This is a genomic window from Paenibacillus sp. DMB20 (genome assembly GCF_000987955.1).
Taxonomy (GTDB): Bacteria; Bacillota; Bacilli; order Paenibacillales; family Paenibacillaceae; genus Paenibacillus_AQ.
In genome coordinates this window covers 1-15,847 of record NZ_LAZU01000043.1, presented here as the reverse complement: position 1 = coordinate 15,847, position 15,847 = coordinate 1, and the positions used below count along the sequence as shown (strand labels likewise).

The window sequence follows — 15,847 nt, the reverse complement described above, 5'->3', positions numbered from 1 at the left end:
CCAATCCCCCCATATGCCCATAGGATGGGGATAGGGGTGATGCTGTGATGAATATGGGAGACTTGGTCGTTCGAAGATCGTATGGCGGCGACGTGACGTTCCGTGTGGAGGATGTTCGTCAGAATATAGCCATCATCAAGGGAACCGATTTTCGGCTGCTGGCCGACTCGCCCCTTGGAGATCTCGTGCGCGTTCCGCATCCTGCCATGAGCGAGAGAACAAAGCAGGCGCAGATCAAAGCGAATGAGTCGTTAACACGGTTGCAGAAGGACCGTCAGGAGCAAAGTCGGCGCCGTCTGGCCGATTTGCGCACGGAATGGGGAAAGACCGGCGACAAAGGATACTTCGACGTGCCCGGCAAGGTTCTGCATTTGGATGGAGACCCCGTATATCTGAAAAAAAGCCTGACGCTGTATCAACAGCTTCGGGTTCCTGCCGAAGGGCATTACGTTCATGAATCGGCCATGGCTGAAGCGCTATACCGCCTGCTGCCGCAGGTCCGTCCCGATATAGTGGTCATTACCGGGCATGACGGGGTGTTGAAGCGCCGTCAGCCGTATGATCTCTACAGCCTGGAAAGCTACAAAAATTCGCAAAATTTCGTTAAAGCGATACAGGTAGCAAGGAAGTACGAACGTAATCTGGATACGCTTATCGTCGTAGCCGGGGCGTGCCAGTCGCATTTTGAGGCGCTGCTCCAATCCGGAGCCAATTTTGCAAGCTCGCCGGGACGCGTGCTTATCCATGCCTTGGATCCCGTCTATGTGGCCGCTAAGGCGGCGTATACGTCCGTCCGGGAAACCGTAAACATGAATGACGTGCTTCATAACACGATCAGTGGCAGCCAAGGCGTGGGCGGCATAGAGACACGAGGCAGCTACCGAATCGGACTGCCTCGCCTGAACGACTTATCCACGCTGAAGGTAACGCCGTCTGTTAGCTAAGAGCCTCCGGGAGGTCGTCTTGCCGGGTATATCGAACCCGTGTCTTACCGATTTATTGAGAAGAGCTGTCCGCTCATATCATTCGATATGATGCAGGGCAGCTTTTGTATTATTAGGCTAACCAGAATGATCTGGTTGGCCTTTTTTTGATTTTCAGGTTCCCGGGCCTTTTCTCAAATAGAGGATTGCACCCTGTTTTTCCATTTTGATGGGGATGGATAAAGCCTCAAAAATCGTCCCCAGGAAAGGCGCATATTTCATGTCGTTTCTGCGCATAATAACGGTTCTTCGCTCGATATGTGAAAGTCGCAAAAAAATTCGTTGACAACTTATTTTTGTTGCTGATATAATTAATGGTTTTGATTTGACAAGGTTACAGTAAACTGATATAATGGACAAGGAAAGAGGTGGTCGTCGACAATGGCTAAAAATGCGCTGTTGGAAATCAAACGCAGTTTGGATGCTCATCTTGGGCAAAAAATTACGCTGCGGGCAAACGGTGGTCGCCGTAAGACCGTTGAGCGTACTGGTGTTTTGGAAGAAACGTACCCTTCTGTTTTCATTGTGAAGCTGGATCAAGACCAGCAAACCTTTAAACGAGTGTCTTACAGTTATGCGGATATATTGACGGAAACGGTGGAAATCATGGTTCTTGACGATGACTGCCAGTTGCGCATCACCTATATCAAGTCATAACTTTTGTAATGCGTAAACAGCCTCCGTGTTTCGGGGGCTGTTTTTAGTTCCAATATTTTATTTTTACCGAAATAACCATCGTCTTTATCAAAAAGGACAATGGATTTGCTTCTACTTGCCATGAATGCAGGAGAATGAGCACCCGGTACGGGTGCATAATAAGACGGGTCACCCTTATCATCACCACATTCTTAAGGAGGCGGATTGACGATGAGCCGGAGACGACGCAGCATCATGTCGGAGGAACTGAAGAACGAGCTGGCTAAAGAACTGGGCTTCTACGATACCGTGCAAAAAGAAGGCTGGGGTGGAATTAAAGCCAGCGACGCCGGCAATATGGTCAAAAAAGCGATTGAGCTTGCGGAGCGCGCGGCCCGCGGTTCCGGACGTTAACCGTAGTGGTGGGGGGTCTTCCGATGCCGGAAGGCCCTTTTCCTTTGCGAAGAAGGGTGAAAGGGACCTGATGCGGGAAATGACTTGAACGCGCCTGTTTGTTAATATATAGTCATTAGAAGTTTTTCCCCGAATGTGTTAAGTTGTGCTTATGGGAAAAGCTAAGGACAGGTGAACGTTTTTGAAAATATATGAAAAAGCACCGGCAAAAATCAATTTGATGCTGGACGTACTGCATAAAAGGCCGGATGGATTCCACGAGGTGGAAATGGTCATGACGATGATCGATCTGGCGGATCGGCTGGAGATGTCGGAACAGTCCAGGGATACGATTATGATAACGAGTCAGGCCGGCTACATACCGCTGGACGAGAAGAACCTGGCTTTTCAGGCCGCCAGGCTCATCAAGGAGCGTTATGACGTCCGTAAGGGCGTTCACGTCCATCTGGACAAAAAAAATACCTGTAGCGGCCGGATTGGCCGGCGGCAGCAGCGATGCGGCCGCAACACTGCGAGGTTTAAACCGTTTGTGGAACTTGAATATTCCTATGAAGGACCTGTTGACCCTCGGGGCGGAGCTGGGGTCGGATGTTCCTTTCTGTGTTGCGGGAGGATCGGCGCTGGCGACGGGCCGTGGAGAAATCCTCACCCGGGTACCCAATCCGCCCCAATGCTGGGCCGTTGTGGCCAAACCTCCGATAAACGTATCGACCGCGGCGGTGTACGGCCGGCTCAGGAGCGAGAGCATCAAGGACCACCCATCCGCCAAGGATATGGTAGCAGCGCTAGAGGCGGGGAGTTTTGCGGAAATGTGCCGCCAATTGGGCAACGTTCTGGAAGAAGTGACGCTTAAGCTGCACCCGGAGGTGCAGCAGTTAAAAGAAGCGATGCTAAAGCTTGGAGCGGATGGCGCGTTGATGTCGGGAAGCGGGCCGACGGTATTCGGACTGGTATCCAAAGAATCGAAGGTGGCGAGGATTTATAACGGCCTCAGAGGCTTTTGCAAAGAAGTGTACGCGGTGAGATTGCTTACCTAGAGGTTAGGGGAGGCTGTCGCTGGCACCTTTTTGATTCCTTCCCGCAAAAGCGCATTCGCTTATGAGAAGGGAGACAAGCCGTTTCGGTATGTTTATGATCTTGTGTAAATACGTACAAAAATGATATATTTACAATATAATATTCGGATTTAGCGAGGAACCCACGTGAAAAAATTAAAACGAAGCGAACGATTGGTTGATATGACCCAGTATTTATTGTCCGAACCGCATACCTTGATCCCCCTGACGACGTTCGCCGAGCGTTATGGAGCCGCCAAATCGTCCATCAGCGAAGACCTTGGGATTATCAAGGAAGTGTTTGAAGATGAGGGGCTGGGCGAGCTCCAGACCCTTGCAGGAGCTGCCGGCGGCGTAAAATATATACCGAAGCTTCGGAAGGACCATGCCTTGGCCTTTGCGGAGGAGTTATGCCGGAAGCTGCAGCAGTCCGACCGGATTTTGCCCGGAGGCTACCTGTATATGTCCGATCTGCTCGGGCAACCTTCCCTTATGAACGAAGCGGGAAAAATCATTGCGACCGCCTTTGCCGACCGGAACATCGATGTTGTCATGACGGTGGAGACGAAGGGGATTCCGCTGGCTTACGCCACGGCGGCCCAGTTGAATCTTCCGGTCGTCCTGGTCCGCCGGGATCATCAGGTTACGGAAGGCTCTGCCGTTAGCATTAACTACGTATCCGGATCCCACAAGAGCCTCCATACCATGTCCTTGTCCCGCCGTGCTTTGAGAGAAAGGTCCCGTGTCCTGATCGTGGATGATTTCATGAAAGCAGGCGGAACGATCCAGGGAATGGTCGATTTGCTTGCCGAGTTTAATGCCGAGGTCGCAGGTGTCGGCGTACTGGTGGAGTCCGGATCGGTTGAATCGGAGGAGCGTCTCCTTAAGGACTATATATCGTTGGCCTGCCTTACCGACGTTGACTCCAAGAGCAAAATGATTACCGTGAAGCCGGGCAATTATTTTAAGATATAGGAATATAGACTCTCACGCATTTTTCATGATTGAGTCGTCAGACTAATGTTCGAGTAAGATGCGGCCTGTATTTTAAGAGATACCTTGGCAAGGTTCCTTAAAAATAGGTCCAGCGGGATTTGTCGATATAATAGCGTTTTCAAACGAATGGGCCCGAAGTCTGTCGAAAATATCACATTCTAAAAAAAAATTCCTGATTTTAGGACATTTTGTGGAGTGAAAAAGAAGGATTTCCGATTGCTGTGTGGAATTATACACCAAGTCTCTGATGGAAAAAGGTGGTGAACACATATGCAAATTACGGATGTCAGACTCCGCCGTGTCAATTCTGAGGGGAGAATGAAAGCAATCGCATCCATTACCATCGATAATGAATTTGTCGTTCACGACATTCGCGTCATCGACGGAAATAATGGTATGTTTGTTGCAATGCCGAGCAAACGCACTCCTGATGGAGAGTTCCGCGACATTGCCCATCCGATTTCTTCCGGTACCCGCGAGAAAATCCAGTCCGCTGTTTTGGCTGAATACGATCGTGCTGCAACCGAAGAAGAAGTCATTGAAGAAGGCGCTTAAGATTTACAATTGGGGTTCAAGGAAAAGAGAGCCAGAAACATGGCTCTCTTTTCTTTTTTTTCTAGAATGATATATATTCAGTAGTGAGTTCAAGAGGAGGAGGCAGGGCCCTTGAAAAGAATGGCTATAGTCCTCGCCGCCGGGCAGGGCAAACGAATGAAATCGAAATTATATAAAGTACTGCACCCCGTTTGCGGGAAACCGATGGTGGGGCATGTGCTGCAAACGGTTGAACAGGTGAGCTGCGAACGCAGCGTCGTTGTCGTTGGCCACGGAGCCGAAGCGGTCCGTTCTTATCTCGGAGATGCGGCCGAATACGTGCTGCAGGAAGAGCAATTGGGAACCGGCCATGCCGTGAAACAAGCGAAGGAGCTTTTGGGCAGCGAGCAAGGCTCGACGATCGTCATATGCGGCGATACGCCTTTGGTTACGCCCGAGACCCTTGAAGGCCTTCTGAAGCTGCATGAGAGCAGCCAGGCGGCCGCAACCGTCCTGACGGCCCATATGGACAACCCGAAAGGTTATGGACGGGTGATCCGGGGGGGATCAGGGCGACGTTCTGCGGATCGTGGAACAGAAAGATTGCAGTCCCGAAGAAGACGCGGTTTGCGAAATCAATACCGGAACGTATTGTTTTGACAATGCCAAGCTGTTTGAAGCGCTGGAAAAAGTAACGAACAAGAATGCGCAGCAGGAATACTATTTGACGGATGTCATCGGCATTCTGAAGCAGGCGGGCGATAAGGTGCTGGCTTACCAGACGGACGACCATGCCGAATCGATCGGCGTCAATGACCGTTTGGCTCTATCCGAAGCCGAAGGGTACATGCGCGAGCGGATAACACGCCGCCATATGCTGAACGGGGTAACGATAATCGACCCTGCTTCGACTTATATCGGTGCCGATGTGACGCTTGGTGCAGACACGGTCATTTATCCGGGTACAATATTAAAAGGGAAGACCGTAATCGGCGAAGAATTGCGAAATCGGCCCTAACAGCGAAATAGAGGATTCCGTCATTGCAGACGGGGCGTCCGTGAAGTACTCCGTGCTTTGCCAAGCCGAGGTCGGCTCAAGCACGACGGTTGGACCGTTCGCTTATCTGCGTCCGGGGTCGAAGCTGGGCGAGCATGTCAAGGTAGGGGATTTCGTGGAAGTGAAAAACGCGACCATTGACGACGGCTCCAAAGTGTCTCATCTCAGCTACATCGGCGATGCAAAAATAGGTAAAAATGTTAATGTCGGATGCGGCGCGATTACGGTAAACTATGATGGTTATAATAAGTTCGTTACCGAAGTTGAGGATGATGCTTTCATCGGCAGCAATGTGAATCTGATTGCGCCGGTAAAAGTGGGCAAAGGCGCATTTGTAGTAGCCGGTTCCACCATCACCAAGTCCGTGGCCGAAAATGACATGGCGATAGCCAGACCGCGGCAGGAGAATAAATCCGGGTATGCGGAGAGAATCCGGGCCCGCGCAAAAGCGAAGAAGAACAATCAAACACAATCTTAGCAGCTGTCCTCCCTTAAGCGGGATGCGGTGATCGGGCAGCCTTAATTCAATGAACCAGCACGGAGGGTTTCCATTTTATGACTTATCTTGATTCTAAATTGAAAATTTTCACCTGTAATTCCAACCCCAAGCTAGCCCATCAAATTGCCGATTACATCGGCATTCCGATGGGAGAATCCCTTACAACCAGCTTTAGCGATGGCGAGATTCAAGTGAAGCTCTCCGAAAGCGTCCGCGGCTGTCATGTGTATATCGTCCAGTCTACCTGCGGACCGGTCAATGATAACCTGATGGAACTCCTGGTTATGGTAGATGCGTTGAAGCGGGCTTCGGCCAAGAGCATCAACGTTGTTATTCCATACTACGGTTATGCGCGTCAGGATCGTAAGGCACGTTCCCGGGATCCGATCACCGCTAAGCTGGTAGCTAACCTCATTGAGACTGCCGGCGCTCATCGCGTGATTACGATGGACCTGCATGCCATGCAGATCCAGGGCTTCTTCGATATTCCGGTAGACCATCTGCTTGGCGTCCCGATTATCGCTCAATACTTCCGTTCGAAACAGATCGAAAATCCGGTTGTCGTATCCCCGGACCACGGCGGCGTGGTACGTGCGAGAAAGCTGGCGGACTTCCTGAATGCGCCGCTGGCCATCATTGACAAACGCCGTCCGGAACCCAATGTAAGCGAGGTTATGAATATCATCGGTAACATTGAGGGAAAAACCGCGATCCTGATCGACGATATTATCGACACGGCAGGTACGATTGTTCTCGGCGCCAACGCATTGATGGAGGGCGGAGCCAAAGAAGTATATGCATGTTGCACGCACCCGGTACTCTCCGGTCCGGCTATGGAAAGATTGGAAAACTCACCGCTTAAGGAAGTCATTGTTACGGATACCATACCGATTACGCATCCGAACCCAAGCAGCAAGATCACCGTATTGTCGGTAGCCCCGCTCATGGGTGAGGCTATCATCCGGGTGCATGAGGAGCTGTCCATCAGCAAGCTGTTCGAGATTGAATAATAAAGCTGTAGCCGCGGGGTTACATTTCCTCTTTGGGGAAGTGTAACCCTTGTCGGCTATGGCGGTTTTTAGGAAATATCTCCATAGCCCAAACGGGAAACCGCTTTCAATACTATAAGGGAGAGAATTAATAACCGGGGCGTGAGATAAAAGTGTAAAAGCTCCGGTTATACAAGGTTCCCTCGATTTCAACAAACTGAGCGTCTACTGCGGTAATAAGGCCAACGTTCTTATGGCATCCCTGCTCGTACACCTGTACCGGGATGGCATGTTTCATGTGGTATTGAAAATGGCTGTGATGCGTCAACTTCTGTTCATGATTTTTCAATGCCGGTCCACCTTCTTAATGTGAGGGTATCGTTGATCCGAATTTGTTTTGTTCATATTGTACTCAGAAAGACGCAAAGAAGAAAGTAAAAATACGGAAAGGAATTATACGCAAAATGAAATGGATTGTCGGATTGGGCAACCCCGGTCCAAATTACGAAAAAACCCGGCACAACGTCGGATTTATGGCTCTTGACGCGCTTGCCGCCCGTCACGGCATGAAATTTACGCAGAATAAATGCAAATCGGTCATTGCCGAAGGCTTCATCGGCGGCAAAAAAACGGTGTTAATCAAGCCGATGACGTTTATGAATCTGTCGGGCGAAGCAGTGCGGGCTTATATGGACTATTATAAGGCCGATTTGGAAGATATGATCGTCGTTTATGACGATCTGGATACCGTCGTCGGCAAAATCCGTTTGAGATACCAGGGCAGCGCGGGGGGGCACAACGGCATCAAATCGATTATCCAGCATACGGGAACGCAGACCTTTAACCGGGTCCGGATGGGGATATCGCGTCCCGAACCGGGGTTTGCGATTGTCGATTACGTTCTTGGAAACTTCCCTAAGAAAGAACATGACCTTTTGAAAAGTATGATCGAAGCGACCTGCGATTCCCTGGAATACAGCCTGGATCATACATTTGAGCAAACCATGCAAAAATTCAACGGTTAATGGCATCCTGGCGGTGAACGGCACAAGAAGGCTGCAGCGAAGAAGCAATCCGCCTTTTCGTCTTAAACGCCTATGAAACGGGCATACTGAGGTTATAAACGACCTTCAGGAGGCATATTATGGCGATAAACTATATCTGCAGACACTGCCGTTCATTTCAGGGACGCATTGAATCGAACGAGGTTACCGAATCCCAGCTTGGTTTTGATTCCTTGACCCCCGAGGAACGCAAGGATATAATAGCGTATGATTTTAACGGAGAGGTTACGGTTAAAGTAACCTGCGAGCACTGTCGTGAAGCGCTTGAGGCTCATCCGGAGCTCAGCCTTCTTGCCAGCCCTCTTCAATAGGCTAAGAAGGCCGGAGACAAGGTCAATGCAAAATAAGGATAAAACTCATTTATGCATGGCTTCAATGTATCGCGTAAAACGCCATCGTCTCTTACAAAGGACGACGGAATCGTTCTACTTGTGTCGTAACGGTAAGATGGACATAAAGCGGTTTTTTGTTGCCGCGCACCAGCCTTGGCAGTTTGCTGAGGCTTCTTTTCGATTACACATTTTCCATAATCTATTCGTTTTAAAATAAGAGAGGTGCCCCTTTTGCTACAAGCACTTATTGATGTTTTTTCGGAAGATGCAGACTTTAAGACCATAGCGGCCGGGACAACGGCCGGTATGAGGGAACAGTTGATATCGGGTCTTTCCGGATCGTCCCGGCAAATTTTGATGGCCGCGCTGTTCCAGAACCAGCAGCGCCCCCTGCTGGTTGTAACCCATAATATGTTTTCGGCTCAGAAGATCGCTGACGATCTCCAGGAGGTTCTATCTCCCGATCAGGTGCTTCTGTATCCGGCAAACGAACTCGTTGCTGCAGAATCGGCCGTATCCAGCCCGGAAACCCTTGCTCAGCGGATCGATATGCTTCACCGCTGCGCTCGGGGATTCCGGGGTATTGTCGTTGCTCCGTTTTCCGGTGTGCGGCGTTTGCTGCCGGCTCCCGAGGTGATGGCCGACGCCCGGATCGTGCTGAACGATGGCGGGACGCTTGAACTGGAGGTTTTCTTAAGCCGCATGATCGAGCTTGGCTACGAGCGGGTGGAACGCGTGGAAAGCCGCGGCGAAATGAGCGTGCGCGGAGGCATTGTCGACTTTTATCCGATGACCTCCGATTTCGCCTACCGGGTAGAGCTGTTTGACGAGGATATTGATTCCATCCGGACCTTCGATCCTTCCGACCAGCGGTCGATCGATAAAGTAAGGGAGGTCGTGATTACTCCCTGCAAAGAGATCATTGCGGACAAGGAGCGTTTAAACCGGGCGGCCGACACGGCCTTGCGGATGCTGGAGACGCAGCTTGAGCGGATGACCGACCGGCAGGCGAAACTCCGTTTGCGGGAAGAGATTCATCGTGAAGTGGAGATGCTGCGCGAGCATGTCTATTTTCCGGAAATCTATAAATATATTTCATTGCTCTACCCGGAGAAAACGCATCTGTACGACTACATGCCGGAGGACACCATTCTTATCATGGATGAGCCGGGCAGGCTGCTCGAAACGGCCAAACAATTGGAGCGGGACGAGGCCGAATGGAATTTGCATTTGATGCAGCATGGCAAATCGCTGCCGGATCTTCCGCTGTCGGTGGACAACGATGAAGTGGTGTACCAGCACCGGTATCAGACCCTGCTCATTTCGGTGTTCCTGCGACAGGTTCCCAGAATGCAGCCGCAAAACATCGTCAATTTTATTACCCGGGGAATGCAGGATTTCCATGGTCAGATGAACGTGTTGAAAGCCGAGATGGAGCGTTGGAAAAAAACAGGCGTCAAGGTCATGATGCTTGCCGGGGGACCGGACCGCATGGAACGGATGAAGCGCGTGCTTTTGGATTACGGCATCGATGAGCCCGTCATGCTGGAAGGAAGCCTGCAAAACGGCTTTGAGCTGCCTTCCGTTCATGCCGCCGTGATTACCGAATCGGAAATGTTCTCCCAGAAGCAGCGCAAGGCGAGAAAAACCAGCAAGAACATGGATAATGCCGAACGGATTAAAAGCTACACGGAGCTTAAAGTCGGCGATTACGTGGTGCATCAAAATCACGGAATCGGTAAATATATGGGGATCGGTACCCTTGAAATCAACGGCATCCACAAGGATTACATGCACATTATGTATGCAGGCGGGGATAAGCTGTCCGTGCCGATCGAGCAGATCGACCTGATCCAGAAATATGTCGGTTCCGAGGACAAAGAGCCGAAAATATACAAGCTGGGCGGCAATGAATGGACGCGGGTGAAGAACAAGGTCCGTTCCTCCGTTCAGGATATTGCGGACGACTTGATCAAGCTTTATGCCGAGCGCCAGTCGGCTCCGGGCTACGGCTTCGAGAAAGATAATCCGGAGCAGCAGGAATTCGAGGATTTGTTCCCGTATGATGAAACCCCGGACCAACTGCGGGCGATTACCGAAATCAAGAAGGATATGGAGCAAAACCGTCCGATGGACCGGCTCCTATGCGGCGACGTCGGCTACGGCAAAACCGAGGTGGCCGTGCGTGCCGCTTTTAAAGCGGCAATCGAAGGCAAACAGGTGGCCGTTCTTGTGCCGACCACGATTTTGGCGCAGCAGCATTACGAGACGTTCCGGGAGCGGTTTGCCAACTATCCGATCAACATCCAGGTGTTGAGCCGGTTCCGCAGCCGCAAGGAACAAAACGAGACGATCAAAAAGGTGAAACAGGGCTCGGTCGATATTCTGATCGGCACGCACCGACTTCTGTCCCAGGATATTGTATTCAAGGATCTGGGCCTGCTGATCGTGGACGAGGAGCAGCGTTTCGGCGTGACCCATAAGGAAAAGCTGAAGAAGCTGAAAACCAATGTGGACGTGCTTACGCTGACGGCAACGCCGATTCCTCGGACCTTACACATGTCGATGCTGGGCGTACGGGATTTGTCGGTTATCGAGACCCCGCCGGAAAACCGCTTTCCGGTTCAGACGTATGTGGTCGAGCACAGCCAGACGCTCGTGAGGGAAGCTATCGAGCGCGAACTGGCTCGAGGCGGCCAGGTGTACTATCTGTACAACCGTGTCCAGGGCATTCAGGAAATGGCCGCCCAAATCTCCATGCTTGTACCTGAGGCGAAAGTAGGCGTAGGCCACGGTCAAATGACGGAGACCGAGCTGGAAAAGACCATTCTGGATTTCCTGGACGGGGAGTACGACGTGCTCGTCAGCACAAGCATTATCGAGACCGGCGTGGACATCCCGAATGTGAATACCTTGATCGTCCACGATGCGGACAAGATGGGCTTATCCCAGCTTTATCAGCTGCGGGGGCGCGTCGGCCGGTCCAACCGGATTGCGTATGCCTATTTCACATACCAACGCGACAAGGTGCTGACGGAGGTAGCCGAGAAGCGGCTCCAATCCATCAAGGAATTCACGGAGCTCGGCTCCGGGTTCAAAATCGCCATGCGCGACTTGTCGATCCGCGGAGCGGGAAATCTGCTCGGCGCGGAACAGCATGGCTTTATCGCATCGGTCGGGTTCGACTTATACTCGCAAATGCTGGCGGAGGAGATTCAAAAACGGAAAGTCAGCATGCTTGGCGAACAGCCGGCTCCGTCCCGGGACTGGAACACGTCCATCGATCTCGGCATCGACGCCTACTTGCCGTCCGATTACATTTACGACAGCATACAAAAGATTGAAATTTACAAAAAAAGTGGCGGTCGTATCGTCCTTTGACGAGGCGGCCGAGCTTGAGGACGAGCTGCTGGACCGTTTCGGCGAGCTGCCTCAGGCGGTACAAAATCTGCTCACCGTCTCCCGCCTCAAGGTATTCGGGCGAATGTACGGCATCGATTCGATTACCCAGCGCGGGGAAGACGTGATTTTGCAGTTTTACGAAGGCCAGGATAAGATCGTTAACACTACCCAGCTTGCGCAAATTGGAAATCTGTTCGAAAGACGTGTACAATTTGAACAGGGCCCTCAGATGTCGATCCGCCTCAAAGGCAAGGGACTTTCGGATCAACAGCTGCTCGAGCTGCTGGAGCAGTTTCTTGAGGCCGCCAAGGAGCCATTCAACCGGAAGGGAGATTTACAAAATGCCGTCAAGAAATAAAAAAGGCATGGAAAACGTTCGCGGTATCGCTGACAGTCGCGCTGTCCATGTCGATGCTCGCCGCATGCGTTGATGATGCCAATAATAAAGGCCAGAAAGACGACAGCAAGGTCGTTGTTAAATACAAAGGCGGAGAGATTACCGAGAAGGAATTCGAGCTTGAACAGCGGATGATGCAGTTCATGTCACCGGAGTACGCCCAATTCCTGCAGATGGATGAGTTTAAAGAGTACTTGGCCAAGCAGGGAGTCGCCTACGAGTACCTTTCCGCCAATGCCAGCGAGGAGGCCAAAAAGGCTGCCGAAGCGCAGGCGGACGACGTCGTGAAGCAGAACAAGAACGCCATGGGCGAGGAACAGTTCAAAAAAGCGTTGGATGCCCAGAAGATCACGGAGCAGGACCTCAAAAATTACATGCTTCGCGTGATGACCGTGATGGAAGACCAGAAGAACAAGGTTACCGAAGAGGACGTCAAAAAAGACTTTGAGGCTAAAAAGCAGGACTTTACGGTGATCAATGTTCGCCATGTTTTGATCGGTTTTACCGATCCGAAGGGCAAGGAGCGAAAAAAGGAAGATGCTTTAAAGCTTGCCAAAGAGGTTAAAACCAAGCTGGACAAGGGCGGGGATTTTGCCAAGATCGCAAAAGAGTATTCCGAAGACCCGGGCTCCAAGGAAAACGGGGGACTGTACGAGAAGAAGGAAGCAGGCACGTGGGTACCCCAGTTCAAAGAGAAGGCGCTGACGCTGGAATTGAACAAAATCAGCGATCCTGTCGAGACGGATTACGGGTACCATATCATGAAGGTGGAAAGCCGCCAGGAAATGACCTACGACAAGCTGAGCAAAGAGCGCAAGGAACGCATCAAGAGCGATTTGGCAGCTGCCAAAATCGATAATTTCATGAAAAAACGACCTGACCAAGCTGATCGAAAAGATGGATCTGCCGAAAAGCGAGGCTCCTAAAGCATCCACAGGCAAAGACGGGGAAAAAGGCTCGAATGGGGCCGAGAAACAGCCCGCTGCGGGTGAAGATGCGAAAGACGGCAACACGTCCGGGGGGCACCGGGAAATAAATCGCGGATGAGCTTGGCCGGACGGCAGGCTCAGCCCTTTTATTTCACTGTCAGTCTTCTCTTAGGAAAGTCATCCGATGAAAAAAAAGGTTTTTTTGGCCCTCGTGCTATGCTGGTTGAACATTCAAAATATTCTTTGGCAACCAACCGGGGCTGAGCATGTATAAGGATATGGGAAAGGATGAATACTATGGTCAGACATTACACTTATTACCTGGGGACATCCTCTTCCCGTACCGAACAGTAGTTGAAAAATCTTCTTAAGAAAGTGGGGCAACATGTGAAATGAAAGCTACTGGAATCGTCCGCCGTATCGATGACCTCGGGCGCGTAGTCATCCCAAAGGAAATTCGACGCACCCTTCGAATCCGCGAAGGAGATCCGCTTGAGATTTTTGTAGACCGGGACGGGGAAGTTATTTTGAAAAAATACTCTCCGATCGGCGAACTGGGCGACTTTGCAAAGGAATATGCCGAGTCGCTATACGAAAGCACAGGCCATATCACGGTCATCTCCGACCGTGACTCGTTTATTGCCGTAGCCGGCGGCTCCAAGAAAGATTACTTGGACAAGCCGATCGGCAACCTGCTGGAGAATTGCATGGAAAACCGGAAAACCGTATTGGAAGAAAATAAAGGCACCTATGAGATTGGCAAGGACAACGCGGAGGAAATTTCTTCTTTCGTAGCGGCTCCCATCGTTACCGGTGGCGATCCGATCGGCAGCGTTGTGATGCTGAGCAAGGACGAATCGGTTACAATGGGTCAAATGGAAGTGAAGATGGCCGAAACCGCTGCCGCTTTCCTTGGCAAGCAAATGGAGCAGTAAGCTTGGGAGTGCTCCCTCCCGAATGAAGGTGAAGACTCCCGCTGATCTTTGGCCCTTTTCGAGCCGGGAAAGCGGGAGTCTTTTCGTTTTATGGCCGCGAACAAGGAACGAAGAAAGAAATCATAAAAAGAAAACGAACGCGGTTCTATTTGGTCCGATGTACCGCTTCCGGTTATAATGGGATATTAATGGACCCGTTGAATACGGGAGAGGCAAGGGAATGGGCAAAAGACCATGAATTCAAAAGAACCCGGATCACGGCTTCTTCAAGGAGCCTTTATCCTTAGCGCGGCCGCAATCGGCTCCAAGCTGATCGGAACGCTGCAAAAAATACCGCTTCAAAACATGGGCGGGGACGCCGTATTCGGCATTTACAATACGGTATACCCGTTGTACATGATGATCATTACGATAGCCATGGCGGGATTTCCGGCCGCTTTATCCAAATACGTGGCGGAGTATGAAGCCGCCGGCCGCCCTCAGGACAGCCGCAGGCTGCTTCGCGTATCCTCGGCGGCCCTCGTCCTGTTCGGCTTATTGCTTGGTGCGGCCATGTATTTCGGCGCCCCCGTGCTGGGTGGATGGATCGGGAACGAGCACGTGGTGCCGTCTCTGCAAACGGCAGCCCTGGCTCTGGCTTTTGTGCCTTGGATGGCGCTGCTGCGGGGCTATTTCCAAGGACTCCAGGACATGGTACCGACCGCGGTATCGCAAATCGTGGAGCAGAGCGTAAGAGTGGCGGTGATGATCGCTTTGCTGCTCTATATGACGCGCTCGGGTTCAGGCGTGGACGAGATCGCGGCAGGAGCCTTATTCGGATCGGCAGCCGGCGGCGCGGCAGGCTTGCTTGTGATGTTCCTCTATTGGCGCAAGCATACGGGCCGCCCTCAGATTAGCCGCAGTGAGGCGAAGGCGGTCGCGGACAAGCCTGAGGGAGAGCGGGATGATCCTCGGCTTATGGAGGGGAAGGCTTCCTCAGGGCGGGAAGGGAGCGGGCCGATGCTCCGGAGGATGGCGGCGTATGCCATACCGGTATGCTTGAGCGCGCTGGCCGTTCCGCTGATCGGCCTGGTCGACACGTTTACGGTTCCCCGGCTTTTGAAGGACGTCGGTCTGCCGGATCAGGCCGTTATGGCCGAGTTCGGGATATACAACCGGGGGCTGCCGCTCGTCCAGCTGGTGACGATGCTGGCCACTTCGCTGTCGGTTTTGTTTATTCCCGCCTTGGCGGAAGCAAGATTCAAGGGGGAGCACGGGCTGGCGGCGGAGCAGTGCCGGCTTTCGCTGCGGTGGTTCGGTCTGCTGGGCATGGCTGCTTCGATAGGCATGGCGGTGCTGGCCGAGCCGATCAACAGGATGCTGTATCAGGATGCCGCGGGCAGCGACGTGATGCGTTGGATTGCTTTCACCGCGGCCGGAGGCACGGTGAGCATTATCTCGGCCGCGCTGCTGCAGGGCGTCGGCATCGTCAAGGCGCCGGCCGTGCACCTGCTGGCCGCCGCCGCCTTAAAGCTCGGGCTGAACCTTGCGCTTGTGCCCGAGCTTGGCATTACCGGCGCGGCCATAGCCGGGGTGGCCGCGCATTTTGCCGCCGCAGCGCTGAACGTGGCGCTGCTGGTGCGGCA

At 52.1% G+C, this 15,847-nt stretch carries 13 protein-coding genes and 3 pseudogenes; 15 read left to right on the top strand and 1 reads right to left on the bottom strand.

Features of this window, described 5'->3' with window-relative positions; all coding sequences use genetic code 11:
- Positions 1-47 precede the first annotated feature (47 nt).
- The 8 genes and pseudogenes from yabG to XI25_RS25355 all read left to right on the top strand — a co-directional run bounded on the left by yabG (position 48) and on the right by XI25_RS25355 (position 7,184).
- Positions 48-944: a sporulation peptidase YabG gene (yabG, locus tag XI25_RS25390; protein WP_046680809.1), complete on the top strand. Its 897-nt coding sequence runs from the start codon at positions 48-50 to the stop codon at positions 942-944.
- A gap of 420 nt (positions 945-1,364) precedes the next feature.
- Positions 1,365-1,640, top strand: a complete 276-nt coding sequence (gene veg, locus XI25_RS25385) for a biofilm formation stimulator Veg (RefSeq protein WP_046680808.1) — start codon at positions 1,365-1,367, stop codon at positions 1,638-1,640.
- 210 nt (positions 1,641-1,850) lie between these two features.
- Complete coding sequence (locus XI25_RS25380; RefSeq protein WP_046680807.1) at positions 1,851-2,033, top strand: small, acid-soluble spore protein, alpha/beta type; 183 nt, start codon at positions 1,851-1,853, stop codon at positions 2,031-2,033.
- Between the two features lie 181 nt (positions 2,034-2,214).
- Positions 2,215-3,070: pseudogene (ispE, locus tag XI25_RS25375) on the top strand (4-(cytidine 5'-diphospho)-2-C-methyl-D-erythritol kinase).
- Between the two features lie 165 nt (positions 3,071-3,235).
- Positions 3,236-4,063 (top strand): pur operon repressor, encoded by an 828-nt coding sequence (gene purR, locus XI25_RS25370; RefSeq protein WP_046680806.1) that lies wholly within the window; start codon positions 3,236-3,238, stop codon positions 4,061-4,063.
- Positions 4,064-4,354: 291 nt separating this feature from the next.
- Entirely contained in the window at positions 4,355-4,639 is a 285-nt protein-coding gene (gene spoVG / locus XI25_RS25365; RefSeq protein ID WP_019914489.1) for a septation regulator SpoVG, read from the top strand.
- Positions 4,640-4,750: 111 nt separating this feature from the next.
- Positions 4,751-6,153 (top strand): annotated as a pseudogene (gene glmU / locus XI25_RS25360) (bifunctional UDP-N-acetylglucosamine diphosphorylase/glucosamine-1-phosphate N-acetyltransferase GlmU).
- Positions 6,154-6,230: 77 nt separating this feature from the next.
- Complete coding sequence (locus XI25_RS25355) at positions 6,231-7,184, top strand: ribose-phosphate diphosphokinase (protein WP_046680805.1); 954 nt, start codon at positions 6,231-6,233, stop codon at positions 7,182-7,184.
- 127 nt (positions 7,185-7,311) lie between these two features.
- Here the strand turns inward: XI25_RS25355 and XI25_RS25350 are convergent, their stop codons facing one another.
- Complete coding sequence (locus XI25_RS25350) at positions 7,312-7,512, bottom strand: hypothetical protein (RefSeq protein WP_046680804.1); 201 nt, start codon at positions 7,510-7,512, stop codon at positions 7,312-7,314.
- A gap of 115 nt (positions 7,513-7,627) precedes the next feature.
- On the opposite strand from XI25_RS25350, the gene pth reads away from it, so the two are divergent.
- From pth to XI25_RS25315, 7 genes and pseudogenes are all read left to right on the top strand, one after another.
- Positions 7,628-8,188 (top strand): aminoacyl-tRNA hydrolase, encoded by a 561-nt coding sequence (gene pth / locus XI25_RS25345; protein WP_046680803.1) that lies wholly within the window; start codon positions 7,628-7,630, stop codon positions 8,186-8,188.
- 119 nt (positions 8,189-8,307) lie between these two features.
- The gene (locus XI25_RS25340) at positions 8,308-8,538 is read left to right on the top strand and encodes an anti-sigma-F factor Fin family protein (protein WP_046680802.1); all 231 of its coding nucleotides are present in this window, start codon (positions 8,308-8,310) and stop codon (positions 8,536-8,538) included.
- A 252-nt stretch (positions 8,539-8,790) separates the two neighbouring features.
- Positions 8,791-12,319 (top strand): annotated as a pseudogene (mfd, locus tag XI25_RS25330) (transcription-repair coupling factor).
- Positions 12,320-12,366: 47 nt separating this feature from the next.
- Complete coding sequence (locus XI25_RS25325; protein ID WP_235440403.1) at positions 12,367-13,284, top strand: peptidylprolyl isomerase; 918 nt, start codon at positions 12,367-12,369, stop codon at positions 13,282-13,284.
- A complete protein-coding gene (locus XI25_RS35390) occupies positions 13,256-13,405 on the top strand; it encodes a hypothetical protein (protein WP_235440395.1) in 150 nt (49 codons plus the stop codon). Before XI25_RS25325 ends, XI25_RS35390 begins: the two co-directional genes overlap by 29 nt.
- Before the next feature lie 274 nt (positions 13,406-13,679).
- Positions 13,680-14,222 (top strand): stage V sporulation protein T, encoded by a 543-nt coding sequence (gene spoVT, locus XI25_RS25320; RefSeq protein ID WP_046680800.1) that lies wholly within the window; start codon positions 13,680-13,682, stop codon positions 14,220-14,222.
- 234 nt (positions 14,223-14,456) lie between these two features.
- Positions 14,457-15,847: putative polysaccharide biosynthesis protein (locus XI25_RS25315; RefSeq protein WP_046680799.1), on the top strand; the 1,391-nt coding region annotated here is incomplete at its 3' end.